This is a genomic window from Streptomyces sp. SID8374, from assembly GCF_009865135.1.
In the GTDB taxonomy this organism is placed as follows: Bacteria; Actinomycetota; Actinomycetes; order Streptomycetales; family Streptomycetaceae; genus Streptomyces.
Map to the genome: position 1 here is coordinate 731,758 of NZ_WWGH01000001.1, position 15,331 is coordinate 747,088.

The following is a 15,331-nucleotide window of genomic DNA, read 5'->3' on the forward strand; positions in this document are numbered from 1 at the left end:
GAGGCAGAGAGTTGACGCAACCGGCCCGTCGTCCGGCCCGTCATCGGCCTCCTCTGGCCCCGCACGCCGACAGCGCCGTCTGCACCCGCCCACGCATCACCGTGTCTCCAAGTGAGAGGCGACCCACTATGCCGCTGCATGTCCCCTCGGCTCCCGCGCCCGCCCTGCGCAGCGTTCTCGCCGCCCTCGGTTCCCCCACCGCGGTCCGCGAGGCGCGCACCTCCGCCCTGCGGTCCGTCCAAGGGCCGCTCAGCCCCGAACTACCGCTTCCCGTGCACGTCCTGGACCGGATCGCTCCGACCGTGACCGCACCTCGAACCCGTCTCGCGGCCTGGCGCTTCCTGATCCGGAGCGAAGGCCGGGCGATCGCCGCCGCGGACACCATGCTCACGCCGGACGGCTGGAGCTTCTCGCACTTCTTCGAGGGCCCCTATCTGGCCTCGACGGAGCTCGCGGTGCGCCAGGCGGAGGCCTCGCCGACGGCGTACCAGGCGAGACTTCTCTCCATCCCGGAGCTGTACATGCTCACCCTCTGGCTGCACGACGACACGGAGGACGACGCGGCCGGCGGTGTACTGGCCCCGGCCGATGTCCTGGTGCCCCTGGCACCGGCGCCACCGGGCATCGCGGCCCACCGGCCGCACCGGGTCGCCGATCTGCTGCCCGTCATGACCCTGCGGGTGGCACCCGGCCCGCTGCTCAGCTCCGCCTGACCGGCGGCCGAGGGGCGACCGGCCCCCGTGGTGACCCGAACGCCCCGTGGCGGGACGGGTCACTGCGGGGGCTCCCTCTTACCCACTCGGACTAGCCCGGTCCGGCCACCCCGAACCACCCGAAGTGACAGTGCAGTTGCGGTGAACCGTCCGCGCGGGTGATGCGTCAAGAGAGGAGTACGGGAGCTGCCGCGAAATCCCTGCGGAATCACCCCCGTAGGGCAACACTGGGACCGGACCGACTGATACGGGGGCGGCCATGAACCTCTCATCCAGCCGCAGGACACTCGACTCGACGCAGCGAAAGAACGCATCCATGTGCCAGCACCAGCCACCCTGCCCCACCGCCGACTCCCCCGACCGGGAGGCGGCCCGTCTGACGGCGCACCACCCGGAACAGGGCTGGAGCCTTCTGTGCAACGGTGTCCTGCTCTTCGAGGACACCGGCGAGCTGCTGCCGGACGGGCAGATCATCGCCCCGCACCGGCTGTCGGCGGCGGGCCGCGTGGTGAAGGCCGCCTGAGGGCGGACGTAGGAACACGCTGTACGGAGAAGGGGCCGGCCCGGGGAGATCGCCGCACCGGCCCCGACGCATGTCAGGCGTCAGCCTTCGGACGTCAGTTGTCGTACTCCTCCAGCGGCGGGCAGGAACAGACCAGGTTGCGGTCGCCGAAGGCGCCGTCGATACGGCGGACCGGCGGCCAGTACTTGTCCGCGGCGGACACCCCGGCCGGGAAGACGGCCTCCTCGCGACTGTAGCCGTGGTCCCAGTCGCCGCCGAGCGCGGCCGCGGTGTGCGGGGCGTTGGCCAGCGGGTTGTCGTCCTTGGCCCACTCCCCCGAGGCGACCTTCTCGATCTCGGCGCGGATCGCGATCATGGTGTCGCAGAACCGGTCGAGTTCGGCGAGGTCCTCGCTCTCGGTCGGCTCGATCATCAGCGTGCCTGCCACCGGGAACGACATGGTCGGCGAGTGGAAGCCGTAGTCGATCAGGCGCTTGGCGACATCGTCGATGGAGACGCCGGTCGCCTTGGAGATCGGCCGCAGGTCGACGATGCACTCGTGCGCGACCAGTCCGGCCGGGCCGTTGTACAGGATCGGGAAGTGCGGCTCCAGGCGCTTGGCGATGTAGTTGGCGGCCAGCACGGCGACCTGCGTGGCGCGCTTGAGCCCCTCGCCGCCCATCAGACGGACGTACGCCCACGAGATCGGCAGGATGCCCGCCGAGCCCCACGGAGCTGCCGAGATCGGGCCCACACCGGTCTCCGGGCCCGCGGCGGGCTGGAGCGGGTGGTTGGGGAGGTACGGGGCGAGGTGGGCGCGGACGCCGACCGGGCCGACGCCGGGGCCGCCGCCGCCGTGCGGGATGCAGAACGTCTTGTGCAGGTTCAGGTGCGAGACGTCGCCGCCGAACTTGCCGGGCTTGGCGAGCCCGACCAGCGCGTTGAGGTTGGCGCCGTCGACGTAGACCTGGCCGCCCGCGTCGTGCACCTCGCCGCAGATGTCGGCGACGTGCTCCTCGAAGACCCCGTGCGTGGAGGGGTAGGTGATCATGAGGACGGCCAGCTCGTCGCGGTACTGCTGGATCTTGGCGCGCAGGTCCGCGATGTCGACCTCGCCGTCGTCGGCGGTCTTCACCACGACGACCTTCATGCCCGCCATGACCGCGCTGGCGGCGTTGGTGCCGTGCGCGGAGGAGGGGATCAGGCAGACGGTGCGCTGGTCGTCGCCGTTGGCCCGGTGGTACGCCCGCACGGCCAGCAGGCCCGCGAACTCGCCCTGGGAGCCGGCGTTCGGCTGGATGGAGACGGCGTCGTAACCGGTGACCTCGGCCAGGCGCTCCTCCAGCTCGCGGATGAGCGTGAGGAAGCCCTGCGCCTGCTCCGCCGGGGCGAAGGGGTGCAGCGCGCCGAACTCGGGCCAGGTGATGGACTCCATCTCGGCGGTCGCGTTCAGCTTCATGGTGCAGGAGCCGAGCGGGATCATGCCGCGGTCCAGCGCGTAGTCGCGGTCGGCGAGCTTGCGCAGGTAGCGCAGCATCGCGGTCTCGGAGCGGTGCTGGTGGAAGACCGGGTGGGTCAGGATGTCGTCGGAGCGCAGCAGCGCCTCGGGCAGCGCGTCGGCGGCCGTACCGTCCAGCGCCTCGATGTCGGCGTCGGCGCCGAAGGCGGCCCAGACGGCGGAGAGCTGAGCGCGGGTGGTGGTCTCGTCGCAGGCGATGGAGACATGGTCGGCGTCGACGCGGCGGAGGTTGACCCCGCGCTCCCGGGCGTCCGCGACGATGTCGGCGGCCTTGCCGGGCACCTTGACGGTCAGGGTGTCGAAGAAGTCGCCGTGCACGACGTCGGCGCCGGCGGCGCGCAGGCCCTCGGCGAGGATCGTGGCGTAGCGGTGGGTGCGGCGGGCGATCGTACGCAGCCCGTCGGGGCCGTGGTAGACGGCGTACATCCCGGCCATGACGGCGAGCAGCACCTGTGCCGTACAGATGTTGCTGGTGGCCTTCTCGCGGCGGATGTGCTGCTCGCGGGTCTGGAGGGCGAGGCGGTAGGCCTTGTTGCCGTCGGCGTCGACGGAGACGCCGACGAGGCGGCCGGGCAGGGAGCGGGCGAACTTCTCGCGGACGGCCATGAAGCCGGCGTGCGGGCCGCCGAAGCCCATGGGTACGCCGAAGCGCTGGGTGGTGCCCACCGCGATGTCGGCGCCGAGGGCCCCGGGCGAGGTGAGCAGCGTGAGGGCCAGCAGGTCGGCGGCGACGGTGACGATCGCGCCGAGCTCGTGGGCCTCCTCGATGACGGGCTGGATGGCGCGGACGGCCCCGGAGGCGCCCGGGTACTGGAGCAGGACGCCGAAGACGCCGCGCTCGGCGATCTCGGCGGGGATGCCGTCGCTGAGGTCCGCGACGACGACCTCCACCCCGGTCGGCTCGGCGCGGGTCCGGATCACGGCGATGGTCTGGGGCAGGGTGTCGGCGTCGATCAGGAAGACGCCGTTCTTGACCTTGCCGACCCGCCGGGCGAGCGCCATGGCCTCGGCGGCCGCGGTGCCCTCGTCGAGGAGGGAGGCGCCGGAGGTGGGCAGGCCGGTCAGCTCGGCGACCATCGTCTGGAAGTTGAGCAGGGCCTCCAGGCGGCCCTGGGAGATCTCCGGCTGGTACGGCGTGTAGGCCGTGTACCACGCGGGGTTCTCCATGACGTTGCGCAGGATGACGGGCGGCGTGAAGGTGCCGTAGTAGCCGAGGCCGATCATCGGGGCGAGGACCTTGTTGCGGTCGGCCAGCGACCGCAGTTCGGCGAGCACCTCTGCCTCGGTGCGGGCCGAGGGAAGGTTCAGGGCCTCCGCACTCTTGATCACGTCGGGCACCGCGGCGGCGGTCAGCTCGTCGAGGGAGCCGTAGCCGACCTGGGCGAGCATCTTCGCCTGGGCCTCGGCGTCGGGCCCTATGTGGCGCTGCTCGAACGGAATGCCCTGCTCCAGCTGGGAGAGCGGAGTGCGACGGGGGGTCATGGTGGAGGCCTCCTGGTCTGTCACGACCTGCGAGGGGCACCACGGCGCGGGTGCCCGAACGGCCTCCCCCTCTGTCATCTCAACCTGAGAGCTTCACCGGCCCGCCCGGGGGCGTGCCGACTTTCACCGTCGGTGAGGGTCGAGTCCGCCCCGGCATGCGCCGCACGAACCCGCCCTGCTTTCCAGAGTGACCTCGTCCGTGCGGTACGGGGGCCTGAGAGATTCCGGGGAGGATTTGCTCCTTCGGCGCCTCCGGATTCTGCACCGGAGGACTCTCCCGCACGGGGTCAGCAGCCACCTGCCAGCCTACCAGCGGCCATCCCGGTGGAGCCCTCGAGTGGCCGACGCCACGGATCTGCACTTGTCTGGTGCTGGTGGAGCGACAGGGGATCACCTTGCGGTGACGAGGGGCCCCCTTGAGCCAGTGGCGACCAGTGGGAGGCACCGTGCAGACCGACATCGACCCGCGCCGCCTGATCGGCCGCAAGGCCTTCGATCGCAAGGGCGCCAAGATCGGAACGGTGGACGAGGTCTATCTCGACGACGCGACGGGCGTGCCCGAGTGGGCGGCCGTCCGCACCGGCCTCTTCAGCAGGGATGCCTTCGTGCCGCTGGAGCCCAGCGAATTCGTCGAGGACGAGCTGCGGGTCCCGTTCGACCGCGCGCTGATCAAGGGCGCCCCCGACTTCGGTGTCGGCCGCCACCTCTCCCCCGAGCAGGAGCTCCAGCTCTACCGCCACTACGGTCTGGACTCCCCGCCGGCGGAGACCGGCCCCGACCGCGACTTCGGCAGGCTGGCCGGCCAGGAGGAGTAGTCGACCGGGTCGCGGACCAGCGGCATCGGATCGGCCGGGCTCAGCTCCGGGTCGTCGATACGGAAGGTGACAACCCGGCCGACCGGCCCTCCGGGCTCCTCGAACCGCACCGTCACCCGGCCCACCCCGCTCCCCTGCACCCAGCCGTGCCCGTGCACCGCATGGCGTACGTCGTGTCCGGCGGGCCAGCGCCGGGCGGCGAGCTGTTCCGCGCTCTCCCGCTCGGGCTCCACCTCCACCGGTCCGGCGTCGTCCACCACCGGCTTCTCGGCCTCCTCCGCCCGCGCCGCCAGCTCCCGGGCGTCCGCAGCCTGCGCGAACAGGTCCTCCTGGGTGTAGTCCGCGAGCCCCGTGACGCCCACGCCCAGCAGCCGTACGCCCCCGGTGGTGTCGACGGCCTCCAGAAGCCTCGCGGCCGCCTCACGGACCACCGTGGGGTCGTCCGTGGGGCCTCTGAGGGTCTCGGAGCGGGTCAGGGTGGAGAAGTCGTACCGGCGGACCTTCAGCACCACGGTGCGCCCCGACCGGTCGGCGGACCGCAGCCGCTCCACGCACCGCACGGCCAGCCGCTCCACCTCCGCGCGCACCCGCACCCGGTCGTGCAGGTCCACATCGAAAGTGTCCTCCACCGATACGGACTTGGCATCCCGCTCGGCGACCACCGGCCGGTCGTCCAGCCCCAGCGCCATCCGGTAGAGACCGTGGCCGTGGGCCTTGCCGACGAGCCGTACGAGCTCCGCCTCGCCCGCCTCCGCCAGGTCGTGGACGGTGGTCATTCCGGCGCGTCTCAGATGGTCCCCGGTGGCGGGTCCGACGCCCGGCAGGGTCCGTACGGACATGGGGGCCAGCAGCTCGCGCTCGGTGCCCGGCTCTATGAGCGCCAGGCCGTCCGGCTTGGCCTGCTCGGAGGCGATCTTGGCGAGCATCTTGGAACCGGCGAGTCCGACCGACCCGCTGAGCCCGGTCACCTCCCGGATGGCCGTACGCAGCCGCTCCCCCGTCCTGCGGGCCGACACCGAGTCGTCCGCGACCCCGCCCGCCTCCAGGTCGACGAAGGCCTCGTCCAGGCTCAGCGGCTCCACCAGCGGCGAGAGCCGCCCGAGCAGCTCCATCACCTGCTCGCTCACCGCCCGGTACAGCGAGAAGCGGGGCACCAGATAGGCGGCGTTCGGCGCGAGCCGTCTGGCCTGGGCCGTCGGCATCGCGGAGTGCACGCCCAGAAGCCGTGCCTCGTACGAGGCGGTGGCGACGACCCCGCGAGGACCGAGGCCGCCCACGACGACCGCTTTCCCGCGCAGGCTGGGCTTGGCTGCCTGCTCCGCCGAGGCGTAGAAGGCGTCCATGTCCAGGTGGAGGATGGTCGGCGCGGGTCTCACACCTCCGATGCTGCCTTACGCCACTGACAACGGGGCGGCCCGGCACTCCGTGGAGTGCCGGGCCGCCCCGTTCCGTACCGTCCTGTTGCCCTCAGCCGCTCAGCCGGCGCGGTTGCGGCGCCGGGCCAGCTCGTCGGCCGGGTTGTTGCCGATGAGGGTCTCACCGGTGTCGACCCGCTCGCCGTGCAGCTGGGAGAGCGCCGCGTCCACATCCCGCCAGACGACGCCGACGGCGATCCCGAAGACGCCCTGACCACCCTGGAGGAGGCTGACGACCTCGTCGGGCGAGGAGCACTCGTAGACCGTGGCCCCGTCGCTCATCAGCGTCATGCGCTCAAGATCCTGGAACCCCCGGGCCCGCAGGTGCTGGACCGTGGTGCGGATGTTCTGGAGAGCGACCCCGGTGTCCAGGAACCGCTTGACGATCTTGAGGAGGACCACGTCCCGGAAACTGTAGAGACGCTGGGTCCCCGACCCGTAGGCCGGCCGCACGCTCGGCTCCACCAGCCCCGTACGCGCCCAGTAGTCCAACTGGCGGTAGGTGATCCCCGCCGCCGCGCACGCCGTCGGTCCGCGATAGCCGATGTCGCCTGCATCGCTCGCCGCTGCCACGCCGCCCGCTGCCACCGCCGCCGGTTGAACCGGCTGCCTGATGGCGTGGTCGGCTCCACTGCCGTGCTGCGGATACGGCCCACCCGCCGCCGTACCGTCGCCGCTGCTTCTCACGCCGACCTCCGTCCTTGACCTGCCCACTCGAAGGTAGGCAGTCACTGGGGGTGCGTCAACGATCGCCACACTCGGCACGCCGAGTGATAATCACCCTGAGGGTGGTTTCCCGTGTCTCGCTTCGGGGAAAGGCTTGTCGGATGCGCTGACGACACCTTTGCGGGACGGGTCACTGACTGTTCGTACCGAAGTCCTCCGGTGAGATCTGGTCGAGGAATTCGCGGAACTTCTCCACCTCGTCCTCCTGCTCATCGGGGATCGCGATGCCCGCGTCGTCCAGCACGCCGTCACTGCCGTAGATCGGCGTGCCGGTCCGCAGGGCGAGCGCTATGGCGTCGGACGGCCGGGCGCTCACCTCGACCCCGCTGGCGAAGACGAGCTCCGCGTAGAAGACCCCTTCGCGAAGGTCCGTGATCCGGACCTCGGTGAGCTCCTGGCCCACGGCCTCGAGCACATCCTTGAACAGGTCATGGGTCAGCGGCCTGGCCGGAGCCATGCCCTGCTGGGCGAAGGCAATGGCGGTCGCCTCCCCAGGACCGATCCAAATGGGGAGGTACCGGTCGCCTCCCACTTCACGCAGGAGAACGATCGGTTGGTTGGAGGGCATTTCCACCCGGACACCGACAACGTCGAGCTCGTTCACACAGCAACCCTAGGACGTGCTCGCCATGTTTGGGTAGTCGGGCTCCCCCGAGGTCAGTGCAGACGGGTGCGCAGAGCGCTCTGGACGAGCGCCGCGTGCAGCCGTACGGAGAGCTCCGCCAGCTCGTTCGCCGTGGCCTCGGCGTGGGCCCTGGTCTGCGGATTCCGGTGCAGGCGCAGCGGTGCGACCAGCTGCTCCACCAGTCCCGCCTCACGGTCGGCGGAGGCGCGCATGGCGCGCAGATGGCGCGGTTCCAGACCGAATCGCCCCAGATCCGCCACCAGCTTGGCCACGGTCACCATCTCGGCGTCGTAGCCGCCCTCAGGAGCCGGGACGATGAGCCCGTAGGACTCCCACTCCTCCAGCTGCTCCTCGTCGACCTGGGCGGCCGCCAGGAGCTCGGCGCGCCCGATCCGCGCGGCGGTCGCCGCACAGGGGCCGGTCTCCCACACACCGTCGCCGAGATCCCGTTGGGCGCCCGGCGAGGGCAGCGCGGGCTGCTCCCCCCGGGCGAGGGCGTCCAGGTGCTCCCGGATGACCTTGAGCGGCAGATAGTGGTCCCGCTGCATACGGAGGACCTGCGCGAGGCGCTCCACATCGCCGGGCGCGAACTTCCGGTACCCGGACGGAGTCCGCTGCGGCTCCACGAGCCCCTCGGCCTCCAGGAAGCGGATCTTGGAGATCGTGACTTCCGGAAACTCTTCGCGCAGTCGGGTGAGCACCGTACCGATGCTCACCCAGCGCGCGTCCGCGGTGGCGGTGCCGTCACCGGCACCGCCTGTCGGTGTTCGCAGCATGGGCCTTCCTGGGGGTCCCCCCGGACGGATCCGGGGGCTGGTCACACGCCCCGCGGGCTCGCGTAGAAGACCAGGCGGTACTTTCCGATCTGGACTTCGTCGCCGTTGGAGAGCAGGACCGAATCGATGCGCTCACGGTTGACATAGGTGCCGTTGAGGCTGCCGACGTCGCCCACGGTGAAGCTACCGTCCGGACCCCTGCGGAACTCCACATGACGCCGCGACACGGTCACGTCGTCGAGAAAGATGTCGCTCTGCGGGTGACGTCCGGCGGTGGTGAGGTCGCTGTCCAGGAGGAAGCGGCTGCCGGAGTTCGGACCGCGGCGCACGACCAGCAGCGCCGAGCCTCCGGGCAGCGCGTCGACGGCGGCCTGGGCCTCCGGGGAGAGCGAGGGCAGGGCCGTCTGACCCGTCGCTTCGGCCTCGTACGCCTCAAGACCGGAGATGGAGATGGTGGACGTCGTCTCCGAGGCACGCTCGGGGACACCGCCCCGCAGCGGCGCGCCGCAGTTGGAGCAGAATCGGCTGGCCTCCGCATTGCGGTGGCCGCACCTCGTACAGACCGGCATCGACGAGCCCTCCGGGGTGAACCCTCCACCCGAACGTGAGGTTGATGGTTCGCCGAAACCTATGCCGCCGGCACCGGCAGGGTCAACGGACGACACGCTGAGCCCAGCCTGCGTGGCGTCACCGGACACCTCATCGCGGAAGAGCGGACGCTCCGCCTCGTGCTCCTCGCCCTGGCCGTGGCGCGGAGCACGGTGGCGGGCAGCACTGTTGCTGTCCTCGCGCGCGCTCTTCCCGAACAACTTCGCAAAAAACTTCACGGGCGATTCCCCTTGACCGACATAGACCCGCCCGTGGGGCAGGACGAACCCTGAATGAACACACCTGCCGACCCGGACATCTTCACAACGTCCGTATCCACCCGACAGTTTCCACCACGCACCACCAATCCGGTGCGCCGACCCCCCGCAACCTCCCGCCCTCGTCCACCGGCCCTCCGGCCCGGCGCGATCACGGGGACGACGACCGAGCGTAGTCAGGCCGCTTCGCCGCTCGCAAGGCGTCGACGACGATGTCGTCGGAACGCTCCACGACCGCCGTGGCCTGCTCCTTCTCCAGCGTCTGCACCACACCGCCGGGGATGTTGAGGGCGGGCTCCAGGTCCTGCGGCTTGCCGATCACCTTGAACTCGTACGGTGCTTCGATCTTCTTGCCGTCCACCTGGATGTCACCGCCGCCCCCGGCGAAGTACGTATTGGCCACCACCCGGACGCCGTTGACCTCGATGGCCTCGGCCCCGGCCGCGCGCAGCTCCTGGATGGTGTCGAGGAGCTTGTCGGCGGCGACCGCGCCCGACGGGTCGCTGATCGTCAGCGTGATGCCGGGGCCGTGCGCCGCCACCGTACCCGCGAGGATCCCCAGCTGGCGTTCCTTCTCCAGCGTCTGCTTCCGGGCCTCCTCGGCCTGGTCCGAGCTGTTCTCCAGCTCGGTGCGCTGGGCGTCCAGACGCTGCTTCTCGTCCTCCAGGCGCTGGGTCCGGTCGTCGACCTCGTCGAGGATCCGTACCAGGTCCTCCTGGCGCGCTCCGCGCAGGGTGCTGTCGTCGCTGGTGGACCGCACCTGGATGGCCAGCCCCAGCCCGAGCCCGAACAGCAGCACGGCGACGATGAGTTGGGCCCGGCTCACCCGGGGCGGCCACAGGCCCGCGAGCAGCCTCTGGCGTCCGGAGGGCTCCTCGGCGGGCGCGGGCGGCTGCACGGGCACGTCCCGGGCCCCGGACGCACCGGCGTCGGGCCGCTCCGGCTGGTCGCTGCGGGGGTTCTCGTCGTTGTTCATCGGCCTCAAGCCCGGAAGACGTGCCGGCGGATCGCGGCGGCGTTGGAGAAGATCCGGATGCCGAGCACGACCACCACACCGGTGGAGAGCTGGGCGCCGACACCCAGTTTGTCGCCGAGGAACACGATCAGCGCGGCGACCACGACGTTGGAGAGGAACGACACCACGAAGACCTTGTCGACGAAGATGCCGTCCAGCATGGCCCGCAGACCTCCGAAGACCGCGTCGAGTGCGGCGACCACGGCGATCGGGAGATAGGGCTCGACCACCGCCGGAACCTCGGGCCGGACCAACAGTCCGACCACGACTCCCACGACGAGGCCCAGTACGGCGATCACGATGTGCCCTTCCCTGATTCTGCCGCATCACTGCCGGCGGCCTTCGGCTCTGCTGTACGGACGATCAGGCTCGGTGCGGCCGGGAGCCGCACCTCCGCCTGATCGGACAAGGTGGTGCGGATGTCGAAGCTCTCCTTGAGCGCGTTGAGGTACTGGCCGTCGGCACTGTCCCGGAACGCGGCGGCGAGATTCTTCCCGTCCCCCACCGCGAGCACCGTATAGGGCGGTACGAGCGGCCGGTTGTCGACCAGTATGGCGTCGCCCGCGGCGCGGATCGCCGACAGCGCGGTCAGCCTTTGCCCATTGATGGCGATGGCCTCGGCGCCGGACTCCCACAGGCCGTTGACGACCCGCTGCATGTCCCGGTCGCGCACCCGGCCGGTGTCGGCGAAACTCGACGACTCACGGGGGCCGCCACCGCCCTGATCGGTGTTCTTGGCGTCGTCCACGACGAGCTTCACCCCGGGGCCCTCCACCGGGGTCGCCCCGGAGAGCAGGGCCACCAGCTCCCCCTGGTCCCCGCCGTGCTGCTCCAGCGCCTTGCGCTGCCGCTCGCTCACATCGCTACGGAGCTTGTCGACGTCCGACTCCAGGGTGTCGGCCGCCCGGGTCTCGGCGTTGATGCGGTCGATCAGCTCTTCGCGTTCCTTCGCGACGACCGGCGCCGACACCCGCGCCTCGGCGGCACCGAGGGTGACCACGAGAGCGGCCACCACGAGGCCGGCGGCGAGGCCGAGCTTCGACTTGAGCGTACGGGGCAGCCCCGCGCTCCCGTCGGCCCTGCGGCGGGCCGAGGCCTCCGCGTAACCCTCGTCGAGGCTGTGGTCCATCACATTGTTCAGCAGCGACATGGAGGCGTCGGGGCGTGCGGGCGGCGAGGGTGTGCTCCGATCGGGGGGCTGCTGCGACATGCCGCACATCGTCGCACGTCACCACGGCTGCCGCCGAATGGCCCCACCGGTGCACCGGAACGCCCTGGAGGGGGAGTTCCGGTGCACCGGCTTCACCAGGTCACTCGCCCGCGCTCTCCACCACGGCGGACCACTCGTCCAGCAGCGCCTGCGCCGAGGCGTCGTCCGGGCCTTCCGCCCACAGATGGGTGACGGCCTCCGCCCGGTCGGGCAGCACCATGATCCACCGTCCGTCCGCCTCGACCACCCGGACGCCGTCCGTGGTGTCCACGCTGCGGTCCCCGGCAGCCTCGACGACGCTGCGCATGACGAGGCCCTTGACCGCCCAGGGCGTCGCGAGGTCGCGACGCAGGACGTGGGCCCGCGGGATACGGGCGTCGATCTGGCTCAGGGTGAGCTGGGTCCGCGCGACGAGTCCGATGAGCCGGACGAAAGCGGCCGTCCCGTCGAAGACGCTGCTGAATTCGGGAACGATGAACCCGCCGCGCCCGTCTCCTCCGAAGATGGTGGTCTCTTCGCGTCCCACCCGGGTCAGGTCGTCGGGCGAGGTGGTCGTCCACTCCACCTGGGTGCCGTGGTAGGCCGCCACCTGCTCGGCGACGCGCGTGGTCGTCACCGGCAGGGCGACGCGTCCGCTGCGCCGCTCGGCGGCGACGAGGTCCAGCATGACCAGCAGGGCCCGGTCGTCCTCGATGATCCGGCCCAGCTCGTCCACGAGGGAGAGCCGCTCACCGACCGGGTCGAACCGGACGCCGAAGGCCGCCCGCGCCGAGGACACGATCTCCCCGAGCCGGACGAGGCCGGCCCGGCGCGTCTCGGCGGACTCGGTGGGCCGCGACTCGTCGAGTCCGGGGTTGATCGTCAGGGCGTCCACGCCGAGCCGCCCGAGGAGGCTCGGCAGAACGAGCCCGGCGGACCCGTTGGAGGCGTCCACGACGACCTTCAGCCCGGAGTCGGCGATCCCCGCGATGTCCACGTTGCGGAGCAGGGAGCCGGTGTACGAGTCGAAGACGCTGGACGGGAAGTGCAGGTCCCCGATCTCCCCGGGGAAGGCCCTGCGGTACTCCTGGCGGGCGTAGACCCGGTCCAGCTTGCGCTGCTGCGCCTGCGAGAGGTCGGCGCCCCGCTCGTCGATGAACATGATGTCCACCGAGTCGGGCACGCCCGGTGACGTACGGATCATGATGCCGCCCGCGCTGCCTCGCGCGGTCTGCTGCCGGGCCACGGGCAGCGGTACGTTCTCCAGGTCGCGTACGTCGATGGCGCTGGCCTGGAGCGCCGAGATGACGGCCCGCTTGAGCGCGCGGGCGCCTCGGGAGTGGTCACGCGCGGTGGTAACTGTCGACCCCTTCTTGAGGGTCGTGGCGTAGGCGCCGGCCAGCCGGACCGCCAGCTCGGGGGTGATCTCGACGTTCAGGATGCCGGAGACGCCGCGCGCCCCGAAGAGATGCGCCTGCCCACGGGATTCCCAGATCACCGAGGTGTTGACGAACGCACCGGCCTCGATGGTCTTGAACGGGTACACCCGCACATTGCCCTGGATGATCGACTCCTCGCCGACCAGGCATTCGTCACCGATGACAGCGCCGTCCTCGATCCGGGCCGCCCGCATGATGTCGGTGTTCTTGCCGACCACGCAGCCCCGGAGGTTGCTGTGCTGTCCGATGTAGACGTTGTCGTGGACCACGGCCTTATGAAGAAAGGCGCCGGTCTTGACGACGACGTTGGAGCCCACGACGGTGTGCTCCCGGATTTCGACGTCCGCCTCGACCTTGGCGTAGTCACCGATGTACAGCGGCCCGCGGAGCACGGCGTCCGGGTGGACCTCCGCGCCTTCGGCCACCCACACACCGGGCGAGATCTCGAAGCCGTCGAGTTCCACGTCGACCTTGCGCTCCAGGACATCGGCCTGGGCCTTCACATAGCTCTCGTGCGTACCGACGTCCTCCCAGTAGCCCTCGGCGATATAGCCGTAGATCGGCTTGCCTTCCTTCATCAGCTGGGGGAAGACATCACCCGACCAGTCGACGGAGGTGTCGGCCTGGACGTAGTCGAAGACCTCGGGCTCCATCACATAGATGCCCGTGTTCACCGTGTCCGAGAAGACCTGGCCCCAGGTCGGCTTCTCCAGGAAGCGTTCGACCTGGCCGTTCTCGTCGACGATGGTGATGCCGAATTCCAGCGGATTGGGGACCCGGGTCAGACAGACCGTGACGAGTCCGCCCTTCTCCTTGTGGAAGGCGATGAGGTCGGTGAGGTCGAAGTCGGTGAGCGCGTCACCGGAAATGACGAGGAAGGTGTCGTCCTTCAACGCCTCCTCGGCGTTCTTCACGCTCCCCGCAGTGCCGAGTGGCTTCTCCTCGTTGGCATAGGTGAGCTCCATCCCGAGCTCCTCGCCGTCCCCGAAATAATTCTTGACGAGGGAGGCCAGGAACTGGACGGTCACTACTGTTTCATTGAGCCCATGCCGCTTGAGAAGCCGCAGTACATGCTCCATGATCGGCCGATTGGCCACGGGCAGGAGCGGCTTGGGCATGCTCGAGGTCATGGGGCGCAGGCGCGTGCCTTCGCCACCAGCCATCACGACGGCCTTCATGTCGGTAACGTCCTCCTAGAGAGACGACGGTCAGCCGAGTTCGCCCGTCGGGGCATCACATTCAAGACATCACACTGCGGACCGGCCACACTGCACGGCACCGCATCAACGAGCTCAATCGGCTACTGCATCCGCCTTGACGAGCCGGCGGACCTGGACCACGTAGAGGATCCCTGCCCACCAATACAGCGTTGTACCCCATCCTGCGAACGCCCATCCGAAAATGGCGGCCACGGTAGCCAGCCAACCACTACCGTCGCTGAGCAGCAACAAGGGGAACGCGTACATCAGGTTGAAAGTTGCAGCTTTCCCGAGGAAGTTGACCTGCGGCGGCGGATAACCGTGGCGCCTCAGGATGGCCACCATCACGAGCAGCATCAGCTCACGGGCCAGCAGAGCCGCGGTGAGCCAGAGCGGCAGGATCTCACGCCAGGTGAGGCCGAGAAGGGTCGAGAGGATGTAGAGACGGTCCGCAGCCGGGTCCAGGAGCCGGCCGAGACTGCTGATCTGGTTCCACCGGCGGGCGAGCTTGCCGTCGAGATAGTCGCTGATGCCACTGAGCATCAGCACCAGCAGCGCCCAGCCGTCGCTGTTGGGGCCGCCGAACACGGGGCGGAGAATCAGCCACAGGAAGAGCGGTACCCCGACAAGGCGAGCCATGCTGAGGATGTTGGGGATGGTGAGGACCCGGTCCGTCTGGACCCGAGTCTCCTGGACCTCCACCCGGGAGCCTCCTGTGAAGAACGTGCGAATGATGCTCCCCGACCTTACCCTCAGCCTCGGCCGGCACCTGCACAGGGGTGGGCGGAGACGGGGACCAGCACGGGCCCGGGAACGCAGAAAAGCCCCGCACCATACGGTGCGGGGCTTTCCCGGAAAAATTGTTCGGCGGCGTCCTACTCTCCCACAGGGTCCCCCCTGCAGTACCATCGGCGCTGAAAGGCTTAGCTTCCGGGTTCGGAATGTAACCGGGCGTTTCCCTAACGCAATGACCACCGAAACACTATGAAATTAACCAACACCGGATGAAAACACGGCCGTTCGTTATTTCAGAACTAACACAGTGGACGC

General features: G+C 69.9%; 14 protein-coding genes, 1 rRNA gene and 1 riboswitch. Of the genes, 3 read left to right on the forward strand and 12 right to left on the reverse strand.

Annotation, left to right across the window (positions count from 1 at the left end; translation table 11 throughout):
- The first annotated feature begins 128 nt into the window (after positions 1-128).
- Both GTY67_RS03295 and GTY67_RS03300 read left to right on the forward strand, forming a co-directional pair.
- The gene (locus GTY67_RS03295; protein WP_093694799.1) at positions 129-713 is read left to right on the forward strand and encodes a hypothetical protein; all 585 of its coding nucleotides are present in this window, start codon (positions 129-131) and stop codon (positions 711-713) included.
- A 316-nt stretch (positions 714-1,029) separates the two neighbouring features.
- Entirely contained in the window at positions 1,030-1,236 is a 207-nt protein-coding gene (locus GTY67_RS03300; protein WP_030567238.1) for a DUF5999 family protein, read from the forward strand.
- A gap of 94 nt (positions 1,237-1,330) precedes the next feature.
- Here GTY67_RS03300 and gcvP read toward each other — a convergent pair whose 3' ends face one another.
- Positions 1,331-4,216: an aminomethyl-transferring glycine dehydrogenase gene (gene gcvP / locus GTY67_RS03305; protein ID WP_161277724.1), complete on the reverse strand. Its 2,886-nt coding sequence runs from the start codon at positions 4,214-4,216 to the stop codon at positions 1,331-1,333.
- A 192-nt stretch (positions 4,217-4,408) separates the two neighbouring features.
- Positions 4,409-4,506, reverse strand: a riboswitch (glycine riboswitch).
- A gap of 156 nt (positions 4,507-4,662) precedes the next feature.
- Here gcvP and GTY67_RS03310 point away from each other — a divergent pair.
- A complete protein-coding gene (locus GTY67_RS03310; protein ID WP_093694841.1) occupies positions 4,663-5,031 on the forward strand; it encodes a PRC-barrel domain-containing protein in 369 nt (122 codons plus the stop codon).
- Here the strand turns inward: GTY67_RS03310 and GTY67_RS03315 are convergent.
- The 11 genes from GTY67_RS03315 to rrf form a co-directional block, all read right to left on the reverse strand.
- Positions 4,956-6,407: a DNA polymerase IV gene (locus tag GTY67_RS03315; protein ID WP_093694803.1), complete on the reverse strand. Its 1,452-nt coding sequence runs from the start codon at positions 6,405-6,407 to the stop codon at positions 4,956-4,958. The two genes, GTY67_RS03310 and GTY67_RS03315, sit on opposite strands and share 76 nt — an antisense overlap.
- Positions 6,408-6,506: 99 nt before the next feature.
- Positions 6,507-7,133 (reverse strand): MerR family transcriptional regulator, encoded by a 627-nt coding sequence (locus tag GTY67_RS03320; RefSeq protein WP_018516177.1) that lies wholly within the window; start codon positions 7,131-7,133, stop codon positions 6,507-6,509.
- 169 nt (positions 7,134-7,302) lie between these two features.
- Positions 7,303-7,776, reverse strand: a complete 474-nt coding sequence (locus tag GTY67_RS03325; RefSeq protein ID WP_006123076.1) for a bifunctional nuclease family protein — start codon at positions 7,774-7,776, stop codon at positions 7,303-7,305.
- 53 nt (positions 7,777-7,829) lie between these two features.
- Entirely contained in the window at positions 7,830-8,573 is a 744-nt protein-coding gene (locus GTY67_RS03330) for a MerR family transcriptional regulator (RefSeq protein ID WP_093694805.1), read from the reverse strand.
- Between the two features lie 41 nt (positions 8,574-8,614).
- Positions 8,615-9,400 carry an FHA domain-containing protein gene (locus tag GTY67_RS03335; protein WP_093694807.1) on the reverse strand — a complete coding sequence of 262 codons (786 nt, stop codon included), beginning with the start codon at positions 9,398-9,400 and terminating at the stop codon, positions 8,615-8,617.
- Positions 9,401-9,590: 190 nt separating this feature from the next.
- Entirely contained in the window at positions 9,591-10,415 is an 825-nt protein-coding gene (locus tag GTY67_RS03340; protein WP_161277725.1) for a DUF881 domain-containing protein, read from the reverse strand.
- Positions 10,416-10,420: 5 nt separating this feature from the next.
- A complete protein-coding gene (locus tag GTY67_RS03345; RefSeq protein WP_003970459.1) occupies positions 10,421-10,753 on the reverse strand; it encodes a small basic family protein in 333 nt (110 codons plus the stop codon).
- Entirely contained in the window at positions 10,750-11,664 is a 915-nt protein-coding gene (locus GTY67_RS03350) for a DUF881 domain-containing protein (RefSeq protein WP_093694811.1), read from the reverse strand. Before GTY67_RS03350 ends, GTY67_RS03345 begins: the two co-directional genes overlap by 4 nt.
- Positions 11,665-11,764: 100 nt before the next feature.
- The gene (locus tag GTY67_RS03355) at positions 11,765-14,260 is read right to left on the reverse strand and encodes a mannose-1-phosphate guanyltransferase (protein WP_015607273.1); all 2,496 of its coding nucleotides are present in this window, start codon (positions 14,258-14,260) and stop codon (positions 11,765-11,767) included.
- A gap of 114 nt (positions 14,261-14,374) precedes the next feature.
- Positions 14,375-14,983 carry a CDP-alcohol phosphatidyltransferase family protein gene (locus tag GTY67_RS03360; RefSeq protein WP_015607274.1) on the reverse strand — a complete coding sequence of 203 codons (609 nt, stop codon included), beginning with the start codon at positions 14,981-14,983 and terminating at the stop codon, positions 14,375-14,377.
- 160 nt (positions 14,984-15,143) lie between these two features.
- Positions 15,144-15,260 (reverse strand): 5S ribosomal RNA (gene rrf, locus GTY67_RS03365).
- Positions 15,261-15,331 lie beyond the last annotated feature (71 nt).